At 59.8% G+C, this 12,891-nt stretch carries 20 protein-coding genes; 2 read left to right on the forward strand and 18 right to left on the reverse strand.

The genetic code is table 11. The annotated features are described in order from the left end of the window. Nucleotides 1-197 precede the first annotated feature (197 nt). Both yihA and hemB read left to right on the forward strand, forming a co-directional pair. Nucleotides 198-860, forward strand: coding sequence for a ribosome biogenesis GTP-binding protein YihA/YsxC (gene yihA, locus QCE73_RS13220; RefSeq protein WP_309881575.1), 663 nt, complete (start codon nucleotides 198-200; stop codon nucleotides 858-860). 256 nt (nucleotides 861-1,116) lie between these two features. After that, nucleotides 1,117-2,115 carry a porphobilinogen synthase gene (gene hemB, locus QCE73_RS13225; RefSeq protein ID WP_035506735.1) on the forward strand — a complete coding sequence of 333 codons (999 nt, stop codon included), beginning with the start codon at nucleotides 1,117-1,119 and terminating at the stop codon, nucleotides 2,113-2,115. 52 nt (nucleotides 2,116-2,167) lie between these two features. Here hemB and dsbD read toward each other — a convergent pair whose 3' ends face one another. From dsbD to rplE, 18 genes are all read right to left on the reverse strand, one after another. Beyond that, nucleotides 2,168-4,000: a protein-disulfide reductase DsbD gene (gene dsbD, locus QCE73_RS13230; RefSeq protein WP_309881577.1), complete on the reverse strand. Its 1,833-nt coding sequence runs from the start codon at nucleotides 3,998-4,000 to the stop codon at nucleotides 2,168-2,170. Beyond that, nucleotides 3,993-4,325 carry a divalent-cation tolerance protein CutA gene (gene cutA / locus QCE73_RS13235; protein WP_309881579.1) on the reverse strand — a complete coding sequence of 111 codons (333 nt, stop codon included), beginning with the start codon at nucleotides 4,323-4,325 and terminating at the stop codon, nucleotides 3,993-3,995. The genes dsbD and cutA overlap by 8 nt, the downstream gene beginning before the upstream one ends. A 154-nt stretch (nucleotides 4,326-4,479) precedes the next feature. Further along, nucleotides 4,480-4,875 carry a 50S ribosomal protein L17 gene (rplQ, locus tag QCE73_RS13240; RefSeq protein WP_016346459.1) on the reverse strand — a complete coding sequence of 132 codons (396 nt, stop codon included), beginning with the start codon at nucleotides 4,873-4,875 and terminating at the stop codon, nucleotides 4,480-4,482. Between the two features lie 139 nt (nucleotides 4,876-5,014). After that, entirely contained in the window at nucleotides 5,015-5,992 is a 978-nt protein-coding gene (locus QCE73_RS13245; protein WP_035506743.1) for a DNA-directed RNA polymerase subunit alpha, read from the reverse strand. A gap of 134 nt (nucleotides 5,993-6,126) precedes the next feature. Continuing rightward, on the reverse strand, nucleotides 6,127-6,750 hold the full coding sequence (gene rpsD, locus QCE73_RS13250) for a 30S ribosomal protein S4 (protein ID WP_035506745.1): 624 nt from the start codon (nucleotides 6,748-6,750) through the stop codon (nucleotides 6,127-6,129). 151 nt (nucleotides 6,751-6,901) lie between these two features. Further along, complete coding sequence (gene rpsK / locus QCE73_RS13255) at nucleotides 6,902-7,306, reverse strand: 30S ribosomal protein S11 (RefSeq protein WP_035506748.1); 405 nt, start codon at nucleotides 7,304-7,306, stop codon at nucleotides 6,902-6,904. A gap of 28 nt (nucleotides 7,307-7,334) precedes the next feature. Beyond that, nucleotides 7,335-7,700 carry a 30S ribosomal protein S13 gene (gene rpsM, locus QCE73_RS13260; protein WP_008344037.1) on the reverse strand — a complete coding sequence of 122 codons (366 nt, stop codon included), beginning with the start codon at nucleotides 7,698-7,700 and terminating at the stop codon, nucleotides 7,335-7,337. Nucleotides 7,701-7,741: 41 nt separating this feature from the next. Next, on the reverse strand, nucleotides 7,742-7,858 hold the full coding sequence (rpmJ, locus tag QCE73_RS13265; RefSeq protein ID WP_004199844.1) for a 50S ribosomal protein L36: 117 nt from the start codon (nucleotides 7,856-7,858) through the stop codon (nucleotides 7,742-7,744). A gap of 20 nt (nucleotides 7,859-7,878) precedes the next feature. Further along, on the reverse strand, nucleotides 7,879-8,097 hold the full coding sequence (infA, locus tag QCE73_RS13270; protein ID WP_004521905.1) for a translation initiation factor IF-1: 219 nt from the start codon (nucleotides 8,095-8,097) through the stop codon (nucleotides 7,879-7,881). Nucleotides 8,098-8,105: 8 nt separating this feature from the next. After that, on the reverse strand, nucleotides 8,106-9,452 hold the full coding sequence (gene secY / locus QCE73_RS13275) for a preprotein translocase subunit SecY (protein WP_008343935.1): 1,347 nt from the start codon (nucleotides 9,450-9,452) through the stop codon (nucleotides 8,106-8,108). Nucleotides 9,453-9,493: 41 nt separating this feature from the next. After that, a complete protein-coding gene (gene rplO / locus QCE73_RS13280) occupies nucleotides 9,494-9,928 on the reverse strand; it encodes a 50S ribosomal protein L15 (RefSeq protein ID WP_309881583.1) in 435 nt (144 codons plus the stop codon). Between the two features lie 31 nt (nucleotides 9,929-9,959). Then, nucleotides 9,960-10,142 carry a 50S ribosomal protein L30 gene (gene rpmD / locus QCE73_RS13285; RefSeq protein WP_028199571.1) on the reverse strand — a complete coding sequence of 61 codons (183 nt, stop codon included), beginning with the start codon at nucleotides 10,140-10,142 and terminating at the stop codon, nucleotides 9,960-9,962. A gap of 10 nt (nucleotides 10,143-10,152) precedes the next feature. After that, nucleotides 10,153-10,671, reverse strand: a complete 519-nt coding sequence (gene rpsE, locus QCE73_RS13290; protein ID WP_008343875.1) for a 30S ribosomal protein S5 — start codon at nucleotides 10,669-10,671, stop codon at nucleotides 10,153-10,155. A 14-nt stretch (nucleotides 10,672-10,685) separates the two neighbouring features. Further along, the gene (rplR, locus tag QCE73_RS13295) at nucleotides 10,686-11,051 is read right to left on the reverse strand and encodes a 50S ribosomal protein L18 (protein ID WP_008343872.1); all 366 of its coding nucleotides are present in this window, start codon (nucleotides 11,049-11,051) and stop codon (nucleotides 10,686-10,688) included. Nucleotides 11,052-11,063: 12 nt separating this feature from the next. Continuing rightward, nucleotides 11,064-11,597 carry a 50S ribosomal protein L6 gene (gene rplF, locus QCE73_RS13300; RefSeq protein ID WP_035506752.1) on the reverse strand — a complete coding sequence of 178 codons (534 nt, stop codon included), beginning with the start codon at nucleotides 11,595-11,597 and terminating at the stop codon, nucleotides 11,064-11,066. Between the two features lie 18 nt (nucleotides 11,598-11,615). Beyond that, complete coding sequence (rpsH, locus tag QCE73_RS13305; RefSeq protein ID WP_035506756.1) at nucleotides 11,616-12,011, reverse strand: 30S ribosomal protein S8; 396 nt, start codon at nucleotides 12,009-12,011, stop codon at nucleotides 11,616-11,618. Between the two features lie 14 nt (nucleotides 12,012-12,025). Next, nucleotides 12,026-12,331: a 30S ribosomal protein S14 gene (rpsN, locus tag QCE73_RS13310; protein ID WP_016346471.1), complete on the reverse strand. Its 306-nt coding sequence runs from the start codon at nucleotides 12,329-12,331 to the stop codon at nucleotides 12,026-12,028. Between the two features lie 7 nt (nucleotides 12,332-12,338). Then, nucleotides 12,339-12,878, reverse strand: coding sequence for a 50S ribosomal protein L5 (gene rplE, locus QCE73_RS13315; protein ID WP_016346472.1), 540 nt, complete (start codon nucleotides 12,876-12,878; stop codon nucleotides 12,339-12,341). Between the last annotated feature and the right edge of the window lie 13 nt (nucleotides 12,879-12,891).

Consider the following 12,891-nt stretch of genomic DNA (forward strand, 5'->3'; position numbering starts at 1 on the left):
AAAAGTGCCCCGAAAACTGTCTCGCTCCTCTGTGGGTGCCGCCTGCGGCTTGGGTCTTGCGTGCCCGTGCTGGTCTTTAAAAATCCGTCGTATTGTACAATAACCCGCTACACGCAAAGACGCCAGTCGGGGCATGCCCAGTATTTGCCGGGTTCTCAAGGCTTGAAGTTTTCGCAGCTCTTTCGATTGGGCCCGCCATGTCATTTCTGCTTCACCAATCCCGCTTCTTCACGACCGTCAATCATCTCCGCGATCTGCCGCCCACGCCGCAGCCCGAAATCGCGTTCGGGGGACGATCGAACGCGGGAAAATCGACGGCCATCAATATTCTGTGCAACCAGAAGCGGCTCGCGTTCGCCAGCAAGACGCCGGGACGCACTCAGCATATCAACTACTTCTCGGTCGGGCCGGAAGCCGCGCCGACCGGCTATCTCGTCGATCTTCCGGGTTACGGTTACGCCGAAGTGCCGGGAGCCGCGAAGGAACACTGGCAGCGTCTGCTGTCCACTTATCTTCAGAGTCGCGCGCAACTGCGCGGCATGATCCTGATGATGGATTCGCGCCGTCCGCTGACGGACCTCGATCGCATCATGATCGACTGGTTCGCGCCGACCGGAAAGCCGATTCACACGCTGCTCACGAAATGCGACAAATTGACGCGACAGGAAATGACCAACGCCCTCCGCACGACGAAGAAATCGCTGGCTGAATACAAGGATGCGGGCTATCGCGGCGAACTCACCGTGCAGCTCTTCTCCGCGCTCAAGCGCACGGGGCTGGAAGAAGCGCACGAGCAGATCGAAAGCTGGCTGATGCCTGGGGAAGCCGGCGAGAACGCGTCAGAAGACGCAGCCGGGTGAGCCGTCGCGCGCACGCGCCGGCATGAAAAAAACCCGCCGCATGACGGCGGGTTAACAGCCTAATCGAACATCGACAGGCACCCGCTCAGGGAGGAGAAGCGGGGAGTCCGGCGGCAAGCGCCTCGCTCGATCGGTATGATATACCATTGTCTCAAAACGGTTTCAGACGCGTCCAAGTGCTTGTTCGGCAAGGATTTACGCATTCCGGAAGCCGTTTTCGATCGCCCCGAAGACCACTCCAAATTCGAGTCAAGACATGAGCTTCTATCCCCACCATCGCCCGCGCCGGATGCGCCGCGATGACTTCTCGCGCCGTCTGATGCGCGAAAACCTCCTCACGACGAACGACCTCATTTATCCGGTGTTCATCGTCGAAGGCGCGAATGTGCGGCAAGCGGTGCCGTCGATGCCCGGCGTCGAGCGCACGTCCGTCGATTTGCTGATGAAAGTCGCCGAACAGTGCGTGGAACTGGGCGTGCCGGTGCTGTCGCTGTTTCCTGCGATCGAGCCGTCGCTCAAGACGCCCGATGGTCGTGAAGCCACGAATCCCGAAGGACTCATTCCGCGTGCCGTGCGCGAGCTGAAAAAGAACTTCCCGATGCTCGGCGTGCTGACCGACGTCGCGCTCGACCCGTACACGAGCCACGGCCAGGACGGCGTGCTCGACGAGGAAGGCTACGTGAAGAACGACGAAACGAGCGAGATCCTTGTCGAGCAGGCGCGCGTGCAGGCCGAAGCGGGCGTGGATATCGTCGCGCCGTCGGACATGATGGACGGCCGCATCGGCGCGATCCGCGAGATGCTCGAAAGCGAGAGCCACATTCACACGCGCATCATGGCGTACGCGGCGAAGTACGCGTCGGCGTTCTACGGTCCGTTCCGCGATGCAGTCGGCTCGGCCGCGAATCTCGGCAAGAGCAACAAGATGACTTATCAGATGGACCCGGCCAACTCCGATGAAGCGATGCGCGAAGTGCGCATGGACATCGAGGAAGGCGCGGACATGGTGATGGTCAAGCCCGGCATGCCGTATCTCGACATCGTGCGTCGCGTGAAGGACGAATTCCGCTTCCCAACGTACGCGTATCAAGTCAGCGGCGAGTACGCGATGATCAAGGCCGCCTCGCAAAACGGCTGGATCGATCACGACAAGGTGATGATGGAAGCGCTGCTCGCGTTCAAGCGTGCGGGCGCGGACGGCGTGCTGACGTACTTTGCGCTGGATGCGGCGCGCATTCTGCGGGCATCGAAATAACGCTTCCTGCTCGCGATGTGAAGAGGGCGATGCTCGATGCATCGCCCTCTTTTTATCCGTTCGACGGCCCGACTCGGTCGAGGCTTTTCAGGAAAGTATCGGCCGATTCATACCCGACGACGCGCGCGACTTCGTTGCCTTGCGCATCGAAGAAGATGATGCCCGGCGGCCCGAAAAGCTTGAAGCGCTTGAGCAGCGCCTGATCGTCGGCGTTGTTGGCGGTCACGTCTGCGCGCAGAAGATTCAGTTGCGCGAGTCGCGCCTGTACGCGGGCATCGGAGAAAGTCAGCTTCTCCATTTCCTTGCAGGACACGCACCAATCGGCGTAGAAGTCGAGCATCGCAGGACGCGCGGCGGCTTTCACCGCCGAATCCAGTTCCGCCGACGAACGCACCGGCGCGAACGTCGGTCCTTCCGCTTGTGCGTTCGTAGCCGCCGACGACGCGCCTCGGGAAGCAAGCACCGCGAGCGGGCGCAGCGGATCCGTGGAACCCGCAGCCAGGCCGACGAGCAATGTCGCCGCCCAGATCGCGAACGCCGCGGCGAGACCGCGTCCGAGTCGCTTCCAGACCCCGACAGCCGCCGATGCTCCCGATGAGAACAATCCGAGCGATGCGGCCGCGATCAACAGCCACAGCGCGGCGAGCAGCATCTGCGCGACGCCGCCGATAACCGGCCACACGATCCACAGTGCGGCCGCGAGCAGGACCACGCCGAAAAACACCTTCACGCCGTCCATCCACGCGCCTGCGCGAGGCAGGATCGACCCCGCGCCCAGGCCGATGATCAAAAGCGGCACGCCCAGTCCGATACCCATCGCGAAGAGCGCCGCGCCGCCGAGCACGGCGTTGCCGGTATGCGCGATGAACGCGAGCACCGCGAACAGCGGCGCCGTCATGCACGCACCGACGACGAGCGCGGATAACGCGCCCATCACCGCGACCGCGGCGAACTTGCCCCCGCTGCGCTTCTGCGAAGCCTCATTCACCCCGCTTTGCCAGCGTTCAGGCAACTTGATGTCGACGCCCGAAATCAGCGCGACGGCGAACGCTGCGAGCAGTAGACCGAACGCGCCGAGCACCCACGGGTTCTGCAGCCACGCGCCGAGGCTCTGTCCGATCAGCGCGGCAACAATACCGAGCACCGTATAAACGAGCGCCATGCCGATCACATACGAAACCGACAACGCGAATCCGCGCGAACGTGTCACGCGCGCGCCTTCTCCGACGATGATCGCGGACAATATCGGGATCATCGGATACGAACACGGCAGAAGGCTCAACACCATGCCGGCAAGAAAATACATGCCGACGACCGCGAAAAAGCCACCGCCTTCGAGCATGGACTGCGCGTAGTCGGCGCTGGTCGCGCGCTCGAACCATGAACTTCCGGTGTCCGGCCTCACGGTAGTCGACGCGGCGCCTGCCGCTTGCAGCGCGTCGCCCTTCACGCGATAGGTCTTCTCCATCGGCGGATAGCAGATGCCCTGATCCGCGCATCCCTGCGACGTCACCGCGAGCTCGAATGGCCCCTTCGCCTGCGTGACGGGAATGCGGATGTGCAGCTCGCCGCGATAGGTTTCGACGTCCTTGTTGAACGTCTGATCGAAGTGGACTTTGCCCGCCGGCAGTTGCGCGGGCCCGATGGTCGCATCGCCGCTCTTCACCGCGAACGCGAAGCGCTCACGGTACATGTAGTAGCCGTCGGCGATCTTGTAGCGCACGTCCACTTCGCCGGGCTTTTCCGACGCGCTGAATTTGAACGCGACGTCGGGATCGAGGAAATCGTCGGCTGCGCGCACGGCGCCCGACAGCAGTATCAACGCCGCGAGAAACAGGAACGCGCCGAAGAATCGCCGCGCGAAAAGTCGGGAAAACTCACACATGAAGAGGACGCTGCGTTTCTGCGTTGACCCATTGACCATAGGCCGGCGATGCATCCACCTGCCAGACGAGGATTTCGGGTGTCTCGTACGGATGTCGAGCCTCGACGAAGCGCTGCAATTCTTCGCTGCGCGCGATGCTCGTCTTGAACAACAATTGCACTTCCTGCGACGACTCCAGAACGCCCTTCCAGTGGTACTGCGAGGCCACGGCACCGAGGCTCGTCACGCAGGCGGCGAGCCGCGCGTCCAGCGCCGCTTGCGCGAGCGCATCGGCCGCGGCGGCGTCAGGCAGCGTGGAAAGCATCATAACGACGGGGACATTCACGCGGATACTCCGGATAAACGGCAGGCCAATTGCATATCGTAGCATCGGCGACCGACACACACTTTTACGCATCGGCGCGCTGAAACGTCGCAGGCAGAAAGCAAAAAGGCCAAGCTTTGAGCCTGGCCTTTCTGTGAACAACTGGAAACGGAATTTATTCCGCTTCTTGCACTTCTTCCGTCTCTTCAACTTCCGGGCGATCCATCAACTGGACCAGCGCCATCGGAGCGTTGTCGCCGACGCGGAAACCGAACTTCAGGATGCTCAGGTAGCCACCCGGACGGCTCGCGTAGCGCGGGCCGAGGACGTCGAACAGCTTCGCGACGGAATCACGATCGCGCAGGCGGTTGAACGCCAGACGGCGGTTCGCGAGCGACGGCTTCTTGCCGAGCGTGATGAGGGGCTCGACGACCTTGCGCAGTTCCTTGGCCTTCGGCAGCGTCGTCTTGATGACTTCGTGCTCGATGAGCGAATTCGACATATTGCGGAGCATTGCCAGACGATGGCTGCTCGTGCGGTTCAGTTTCCGCAGACCATGCTTATGACGCATTTTCAGTTCCTTTAACGAGTTTTGATCCAGCTCTTCTATTGCGCCCTACATCAGCGCACGGGCCGGTCGAAAATAAAGCAAGACGCGGATTTTAAAGCAGAATCCGCGTCTTTGCAAAGTTACCCAGCGACTTCGCCTGTTACTTGTCGAGACCAGCCGGCGGCCAGTTTTCGAGCTTCATACCAAGCGTCAGACCACGCGAAGCCAGCACTTCCTTGATTTCGTTCAGCGACTTGCGGCCCAGGTTCGGCGTCTTCAGCAACTCGTTTTCCGTGCGCTGGATCAGATCGCCGATGTAGTAGATGTTCTCGGCCTTCAGGCAGTTCGCGGAACGCACCGTGAGTTCGAGGTCATCCACCGGACGCAGCAGGATCGGATCGATCTGCGGCGCACGCGACGGCGCTTCTGCTGCCGCTTCCGTGCCTTCGAGCGCTGCGAATACCGACAACTGATCGACCAGAATACGCGCCGACTGACGGATCGCTTCTTCCGGCGAAATCACGCCGTTGGTCTCGATGTTCATCACGAGCTTGTCGAGGTCGGTACGCTGTTCGACACGCGCGCTTTCAACGGCGTAGCTCACACGGCGAACCGGCGAGAACGACGCATCCAGCACGATGCGGCCGATGATCTTGGCCGAATCTTCACCGTAACGACGCACGTTGCCCGGCACATAGCCGCGGCCCTTTTCGATCTTGATCTGAACGTCGAGCTTGCCGCCCTTCGACAGGTGTGCGACCACGTGTTCCGGGTTGATGACCTCGCAATCGTGCGCGAGTTCGATATCGCCGGCCGTGACAAGTCCTTCGCCTTCCTTGCGCAGCGTCACCGTGACTTCATCGCGGTTGTGCAGCTTGAAAACGACGCCCTTCAGGTTCAACAGCAGGTTGACCACATCCTCTTGCACACCATCGAGCGTCGAATATTCATGCACGACGCCTGCGATCGTCACTTCGGTCGGCGCATAGCCGATCATCGACGACAGCAGCACGCGCCGAAGCGCGTTACCCAAGGTGTGGCCATAGCCGCGTTCGAACGGCTCCATAACCACCTTCGCATGGTTTTCACCAAGCGATTCAACAGCAATGATCTTGGGCTTCAACAAACTGGTTTGCATAGGTTTTCCTTTTCAATACCCTCGGCTCGTTACACCGATAAGGCTGACCGGTAACAACCTGAAAATAAGCAGCCGAGGCCACCCCTTGCCACGAGCAATCAGGCTCCCCGGCTGTCAATCCATTACCGCCGCGATTAACGCGAATACAATTCGACGATCAGGCTTTCGTTGATGTCGCCAGCGATATCGCTACGCTCGGGCATCGACTTGAACGTGCCTTCGAATTTCTTCGCGTCGACCGACACCCAGCTCGGCATTCCGCCTTGCTCGGCCAGCGACAGGGCTTCGACGATACGAGCCTGCTTGCGCGATTGCTCACGCACGGACACGACGTCGCCCGATTTCACCTGCATCGACGGGATGTTCACGACCTGGCCGTTCACCACGATCGACTTGTGGCTCACGAGCTGACGCGCTTCGGCGCGCGTCGAGCCGAAGCCCATGCGATAGACGACGTTGTCGAGACGCGACTCGAGCAACTGCAGCAGGTTTTCGCCCGTCGGGCCCTTGCGGCGGTCGGCTTCAGCGAAGTAGCGGCGGAACTGACGCTCCAGCACACCATAGATACGCTTCACTTTTTGCTTCTCGCGCAACTGGGTGCCGTAGTCAGACGTACGCGCGCCCGAGGTGCGGCCGTGTTGGCCGGGCTTGCTGTCGAGCTTGCACTTGTCGGCGAGGGAGCGGCGTGCGCTCTTCAGGAACAGATCAGTGCCTTCACGGCGGGACAGCTTTGCTTTGGGACCGGTATAGCGTGCCACGTTGCATCCTTAAATATTGATCACGCAGACTTTCGTCTGCGCTAGTCCGAACCCTTCGGGTCGAACGGTGGGCTTAGTCAAAACTTCATAACGCACGAAACCCGCCGATACTTGCGCATCGACAGGAAACATGCGGTCGCGTCGTCGGACTTTAGATACGACGGCGCTTCGGCGGACGGCAGCCGTTGTGCGGGACCGGCGTCACGTCGGAGATCGCGGTGATCTTGATGCCAAGACCATGCAGCGCGCGCACCGCCGATTCACGGCCAGGGCCGGGGCCCTTGATCCGCACTTCGAGGTTCTTCACGCCGTATTCCAATGCCACGCGGCCAGCCGATTCGGCTGCGACCTGAGCTGCAAACGGCGTCGACTTACGCGAGCCCTTGAAGCCCTGACCACCCGAGGTCGCCCATGCCAGCGCGTTACCTTGACGGTCAGTGATCGTGATAATGGTGTTGTTGAACGACGCGTGAACGTGAACCACGCCCTCGGCGACGTTCTTCTTGACCTTCTTGCGAACGCGTTGCGCCGCGGAGTTGTTCGAAGCCTTAGCCATTACGTTTTCCTGTAACTGTCAGTTCCGCTTACTTCTTCAGCGATTGCGCTGCACGACGCGGACCCTTGCGCGTACGGGCATTCGTGCGCGTACGCTGGCCACGCAGGGGCAGGCCCTTGCGATGGCGCATGCCGCGGTAGCAACCCAAGTCCATCAGGCGCTTGATATTCATCGTCACTTCACGGCGCAGGTCGCCTTCGACGATGAACTTACCCACTTCGTCACGCAGCTTTTCGAGGTCTGCGTCAGTGAGGTCCTTGACCTTCTTCGAAAATTCCACACCAGCTGCCGTGCAAATGCCGCGGGAACGCGTGCGACCGATGCCGAAGATTGCCGTCAGGCCGATCTCGGTATGCTGGTGATTCGGGATGTTAACCCCTGCGATACGAGCCATTGTTTTTCCTCAAACAAAAAGCGCAAGCAAAAGCGCGGCGTTCAGCCTTGACGCTGTTTGTGGCGCGGATCAGAGCTGCAAATCACGCGCACAACGCCCTTGCGCTTGATGATCTTGCAATTGCGGCAAATGCGCTTAACCGATGCCATCACTTTCATGATATTACCCTTTTTTCAAATCACTTCGCCCGGAACACGATCCGTGCACGAGACAGATCGTAAGGCGTCAATTCAACCGTAACCTTGTCGCCCGGTAGGATGCGGATGTAGTGCATCCGCATCTTTCCGGAAATATGCCCCAGGACGACATGGCCATTTTCCAATTTCACCCGGAAAGTAGCGTTGGGAAGGTTTTCGATGACCTCACCCTGCATCTGGATAACATCGTCTTTGGCCATAGTCCTTATTAACGCATCGGGACGTTGCCACCCTTGAAGTTTGCCTTCTTGAGCAGCGATTCATATTGTTGCGACATAACGTACGACTGCACCTGAGCCATGAAGTCCATCGTGACGACGACAATGATCAGCAGCGACGTTCCACCAAAATAAAACGGCACGTTCCAGCGCAACACCAGAAACTCAGGCAGCAGGCACACGAATACGATGTAGATCGCACCAGCCAGCGTAAGACGCGTGAGGATGCGGTCGATATATCGTGCAGTCTGATCGCCCGGACGGATACCCGGAACGAAAGCACCGCTCTTCTTCAAGTTGTCGGCAGTTTCCCGGCTGTTGAACACCAGTGCGGTGTAAAAGAAGCAGAAGAAAACGATCGCCAACGCGTACAGCAACACGTACACGGGTTGACCGGGCTTAAGTGCCTCGGCCACGTTGTGCAGCGTGTTTGCGAACCAGTTGGTGCGCGTACCCGAACTGAACCAATTCAGGATTGTTGCCGGAAAGAGAATGATCGACGACGCGAAGATCGGCGGAATCACACCCGACATGTTCAACTTCAGCGGCAGATGAGACGACTGTCCGCCGTAAATCTTGTTACCGACCTGGCGCTTCGCGTAGTTCACGAGGATCTTGCGCTGACCGCGTTCGATGAACACGACCAGATACGTGACCGCCGCGATCAACACGACGATGATGATCGCCGAGATGATGCTCATCGAACCGGTGCGAACCAGCTCGAACAGACCACCGATTGCGTTGGGGAAGCCCGCCGCGATACCACCGAAGATAATGATCGAGATGCCGTTGCCGAGACCGCGCTCCGTGATCTGCTCACCCAGCCACATCAGGAACATCGTGCCCGTCACCAGCGTGACGACCGTCGTCAACCGGAACACCATGCCGGGGTCCAGGACCAGAGCCGGCTGGTTTTCCAGCGCGACTGCGATACCGAACGCCTGGAAGGTCGCCAGAACCACCGTGAAGATACGCGTGTACTGCGTGATCTTCCGTTGTCCCGCTTGCCCTTCCTTCTTCAACGCCTCCATCTGCGGCGACACGATCGACAGCAACTGCATGATGATCGACGCCGAAATGTAGGGCATGATGCCCAGCGCAAAGATCGTGAATCGCGACAGCGCGCCACCCGAGAACATGTTGAACATGCCCAGGATGCCGCCAGACTGGCTTTGAAACAGCTTGGCCAGTTGATCCGGATCGATGCCGGGTACCGGAATATGCGCACCAATGCGGTAGACGATCAGCGCCAGCAGCAGGAACACTGCACGCCGACGCAGATCGCCGAATTTCGCCGCGCTTCGACCGGTTTTTGCGAGACTCGGGCTGTTAGCCAAGTACCTTCTCCGATGCTAGTGCTAGTAACGGCGAAAGCGCGTTACTCGGCGAACGAGCCGCCAGCGGCTTCGATTGCCTCACGGGCGCCTTTCGTTGCCATCAGGCCCTTCACCGTGACCTTGCGCGTGATCTCGCCGGTCTTGATGATCTTTGCGCTCTTGATGAGCTCGCCGACGAAACCCGCTTGCTTCAACGCCAACAGATCGATTTCGTCGACCGGCAGCTTTTCGAGATCAGACAGGCGCACTTCACCAACGAATTCCTTCGTCAGCGAGGTGAAGCCACGCTTCGGCAGACGACGCTGCAGAGGCATCTGACCGCCTTCGAAACCGACCTTGTGAAAGCCGCCCGAACGCGATTTCTGACCCTTGTGGCCGCGACCAGCGGTCTTGCCGAGGCCCGAACCGATACCGCGACCGACGCGACGCTTAGCGTGCTTCGCGCCTTCTGCCGGCTTCAGGTTATTCAATTCCATGTTCAACTCCTTGGATCCTAGGGTCAGCCGCTTAGCCGATGACCTTAACGAGGTACGAGACCTTGTTGATCATCCCGCGCACTGCCGGCGTGTCCTGCAACTCGGAGACCGAGTTGAGTCGGCGCAGGCCGAGGCCACGCACCGTTGCACGGTGCGTTTCGCGAGTCCCGATCAGGCTCTTGACGAGCTGAACCTTGACAGTTTTATCAGACATGGTGCCCACCTTAGCCCAGAATGTCTTCGACGGACTTCCCACGCTTCGCCGCGATGTCGGCCGGGGTCGACTGCTTGCGCAGACCGTCCAGCGTTGCGCGAACGAGGTTGTACGGGTTCGTCGAACCGTGGCTCTTGGCCACAACGTTTTGCACGCCCATCACGTCGAACACTGCGCGCATCGGACCGCCAGCGATCACGCCGGTACCGTCCTTCGCCGGAGCGAGGAGAACCGCCGATGCGCCATGCTTACCGTGCACTTCGTGTTGCAGCGTGCCGTTCTTCAGGGGCACCTTGAACATGTTGCGGCGGGCCTGTTCCATTGCCTTTTGAACAGCAACCGGAACTTCCTTGGCCTTGCCCTTGCCCATGCCGATTCGGCCGTCACCGTCACCAACCACGGTCAGTGCGGCGAAGCCGAGAATACGGCCACCCTTCACGACCTTGGTCACGCGGTTGACCGAAATCATCTTTTCGCGCAGGCCGTCGTCGCGTTCGTCAGCCTGAACTTTCGCTTGCATCTTTGCCATGACGAATTCTTCCCTTAGAACTTGAGCCCGGCTTCACGCGCCGCATCAGCCAGCGCCTTCACGCGGCCGTGGTAGCGGAAACCCGAGCGGTCAAAGGCGACGGATTCGATGCCGGCAGCCTTGGCCTTTTCGGCGATACGCTTGCCGATCAGGGTCGCAGCGTTGACGTTGCCGCCCTTGCCCGACTTGTCGGCGAGTTCAGCGCGCACTTCAGCTTCGAGCGTCGAGGCGCTTGCCACGACCTTCGTACCGCACGCCGAGAACACTTGCGCGTAGATATGCGTATTCGTGCGATGCACGGCCAGACGCGGAACCTGCAGCTCAGCGATCTTGATACGCGTCTGACGAGCGCGGCGCAGGCGAGATTGAGTCTTATCCATGATTGCGCACCCTTACTTCTTCTTCGTTTCTTTGAGGATCACGACCTCGTCGGAATAGCGCACGCCTTTGCCCTTGTACGGCTCAGGCGGACGATAGCCGCGCACTTCTGCTGCGGTCTGTCCGACTTTCTGCTTGTCGATCCCCTTGATCACGATTTCGGTTTGCGACGGAGTTTCAGCCTTGACGCCTTCCGGCATCTGGTGCACCACGGGGTGCGAGAAACCCAGCGACAGGTTCAGCTTGTCGCCTTGCGCTTGCGCACGATAACCAACGCCAACCAGCGTCAGCTTGCGCTCGAAACCCTTGGTGACGCCCTGCACCATGTTCGCCACCAGGGCGCGCATCGTGCCGGACATCGCGTTTGCTTCGCGGCTTTCGTCGGCCGGAGCGAGCTTCAACGTGCCGTTGTCGTTCGTCACGGTCACCAGCTTGTTAGCCGGTTGCGAAATCGTGCCGAGCGGGCCCTTAACGGTGATGACGTCGCTCTTGATGGCCACTTCCGCGCCTTGCGGCAGCGCGATCGGGCTTTTACCTACTCGAGACATGTTTCTTCTCCTTAGGCGTTAAGCGACGTAGCAGATGACTTCGCCGCCGACGCCGTTCTGGCGCGCCTTGCGGTCGGTCATCACACCCTTCGGCGTCGACACGATTGCAACGCCGAGGCCGTTCATGACCTGCGGAATGTCGTTGCGACCGCGGTACACACGCAGACCAGGCTTCGAGACGCGCTCGAGGCGCTCGATCACCGGACGGCCAGCGTAGTACTTCAACGCGATATTCAATTCGATCTTCGCGCCTTCAGCCTTCACTGCGAAGTCGTCGATATAACCTTCGTCCTTCAAAACCTGCGCAATCGCAACCTTGACTTTCGACGAGGGCATAGTCACCGAAACCTTCTCGACCATCTGCGCGTTGCGGATGCGAGTCAGCATATCGGCGATAGGATCACTCATGCTCATTTATGTTTCTCCTATTACCAGCTCGCCTTGGTCAGGCCAGGGATTTCGCCGCGGAAAGCGATTTCACGAATCTTGCCGCGCGCGAGTCCGAACTTACGGAACGTGCCACGCGGACGACCCGTGATCGCGCAGCGGTTACGCTTGCGAGTGGGGTTCGAGTTACGCGGCAGTTGTTGCAGCGCCAGACGCGCGAAATAACGCTCTTCGTCCGACTTGCTTGCGTCATCGATCACAGCCTTCAGCTCAGCACGCTTCGGAGCGTACTTGGCTGCCAGGCGCGCGCGCTTCTTTTCACGTTCGATCAGTGCCAGTTTAGCCACGGTAACCTCAGTTTCTGAACGGGAACTTGAAGCCGGCGAGCAGCGCCTTTGCTTCGTCGTCAGTCTTCGCGGTGGTCGTGATGCTGATGTTCAGCCCACGCAGCGCGTCGATCTTGTCGTAGTCGATTTCGGGGAAAATGATCTGCTCTTTCACACCGATGTTGTAGTTGCCACGACCGTCGAATGCACGGCCCGACACGCCACGGAAGTCACGCACACGCGGGAGCGCAACCGTCACGAAACGGTCGAGGAATTCGTACATCGCTTGGCCGCGCAGCGTGACCATCGCGCCGATCGGGTAGCCCTGACGAATCTTGAAGCCTGCGATTGCCTTGCGCGCCTTCGTGATAACCGGCTTCTGGCCAGCGATCTTCGTCAGGTCGCCCACGGCGTTTTCGATGATCTTCTTGTCGGCGACGGCTTCGCCAAGGCCCATGTTCAGGGTGATCTTGGTGATGCGCGGCACTTCCATGACAGACTTGTAGCCGAACTTTTCGACGAGTTGCGGCACAACCTTTTCTTTATAAATCTCTTGCAGACGAGCCATTTTTTAACTCCGC

Origin of the sequence: Caballeronia sp. LZ029, from assembly GCF_031451275.1 — a bacterium.
Taxonomy (GTDB): domain Bacteria; phylum Pseudomonadota; class Gammaproteobacteria; order Burkholderiales; family Burkholderiaceae; genus Caballeronia; species Caballeronia jiangsuensis.